At 53.0% G+C, this 1,877-nt stretch carries 1 protein-coding gene and 1 tRNA gene; both read right to left on the bottom strand.

Translation table 11 applies throughout. The features are described from left to right. Positions 1 to 450 precede the first annotated feature (450 nt). Positions 451 to 1,227 (bottom strand): hypothetical protein, encoded by a 777-nt coding sequence (locus ENZ74_RS30690; RefSeq protein ID WP_127224211.1) that lies wholly within the window; start codon positions 1,225 to 1,227, stop codon positions 451 to 453. 323 nt (positions 1,228 to 1,550) lie between these two features. Then, positions 1,551 to 1,627, bottom strand: a tRNA-Arg gene (locus ENZ74_RS30695). Between the last annotated feature and the right edge of the window lie 250 nt (positions 1,628 to 1,877).

Below are 1,877 nucleotides of genomic sequence, written 5' to 3' on the forward strand. Positions count from 1 at the left end.
GCTCCAAGTCGATTAGCTGCATATGCTCGGCAATAGCTTCTTCAAGCGTCACTTAGGACCTCCGGTCGTGCGGAACAATTATATGATGGAGAAGGAAGTAACGGACAGGTCGACGCTTTTCCCATAGATGTTCGAAAATTGCGGATTGTTGCCCCGTCGCCGCGTTCCCATGTTCCGGCACTCAAACCGGAGACAATGAAATGCCGAAGTCAACAATCAGTGCCGCCCTTTTACAAGAGCACCTTCACGGTGGCGGGTCGGTCTATGAAGAGGGGCAGAAAGCCTGTCGACGCCACGTCCCGCTGCGCAAATGCCCCTATACGGATAGCGGTCGCCGTGAAAGGTGGATGAAGGGCTGGCACGATGAACAGGCTGAGTTCATGACCAGCTAGGTCGTCCGCATGAGATCTATGAGGTCTGCCGAACTTGAACTGAAGCGCAAGGAGTATTTCAGTCCTCCCGGTTCGCCCATGCGATCATTTCGTCCGTCACTTGAACCGGTCGGGACTGATAGAGCTTTGAGATTGTTACGAACCGATCAAGGACCTTTTGGTCAACATCCGCGTCCACGTCAAAATCTCGTTTGAGCCGTTCTTTGGTTTCCCGCCAGACCTTCAAGGCGTAACCTGCCAAATCCTCCTTGATCGAAATCTTGAAGGGGTCTTTGATGTCTTCAGGTATCTCGCGAAACTGCGCCCAGCGCCGATTGTAGCCTTCATTGTCACGGACGGGACTTCCAAACTCCTGCTCGATCCTTTGCCTTGCAGCCTCTTTTCCTTTATTCGTAGCGGCTCTTAGTTTCCTGATTTCGGGCATCGTCATGTCGAAAAGGAAAGTGTCATCCATTTCCTTTTTGATGTCCGAAAAATCGACCTTCTGTCCAAGGGTGTTGTGCTGCGTGACAAGATCATCATAGAGCTTCCAATGATCATTCCACTTTCCTGCAACCCCGATACGCCCCGCCTTCACCTTTCCAAGTATAACTTCCCGCGTGTAGATCGAAACGATATCGCGCAAGCGTTCAATGAGGTCAGCGGCTTCTTTCTGCTTGTCCTCCCAAAGCTCCGCTTCAAAGCCCAGCCCTTTGAAGCGTTTGAAGCGCGAAACGTTGGCGTAGAGAAAGCTGAGAAAGCCAAGGCCAAAGACTGCGGCGGCTTCTGTCACTTTTTCCTGATAGATCAATGTCAGGCTCGCGCCGAGCAGGGCCAAGCCGACGATCACAAACAAGACCCGTTCCCAATTCGTAACGAACCACTTCCCAAAGGGTTTAAGCATTGCCTTGATTGATCCCCGCGCCTTCTTGCATAGATGGCGGGAAGATCGGCAATGCGCAACTGCTACCCGTTCCGTGAGGCTGCCCGAGAATGGCTTCCTCACGGTTTGTCACCCTCGATGAGAGTAGGACAGCCAGTGAACCGCATATGAATTAGTGGGAGTATCCGTGGGGCTTTGAGCCCCATTCCGGGATTTTTACGGCTTTTTGTTCCCCTCTAGGCTGTTGAAGGCAACATAGAAAAGGTCGGAAATCCCAACGGTCTCATATAATTGTTTGGCGCGCCCGAAGAGATTCGAACTCCTGACCCCCAGATTCGTAGTCTGGTGCTCTATCCAGCTGAGCTACGGGCGCGCAACAGGCCATGCTTTCCATGACCCCGCAATCCGATCGTAAACGACCGGTCGCGACGAGACGTGTTCCCTAGCGACTGAATTTCGGAAAAGCAAGCCGATCCGGCAAAAGTTTTGTCACAAGTGCCTTGGTTGGTGATGAAGGCTGGGATTCCGGCAGATGGCAACGGTCCGAAGTTGAGCCGGTTCCTGCTCATTGGAAGAAGCATCGGGCCAGAGGACAAGAGGGCCGGGCGACCCGGCGCTCTAAA

This window comes from Mesorhizobium sp. M7A.F.Ca.CA.002.15.2.1 (genome assembly GCF_003998715.1).
GTDB lineage: Bacteria > Pseudomonadota > Alphaproteobacteria > Rhizobiales > Rhizobiaceae > Mesorhizobium > Mesorhizobium ciceri.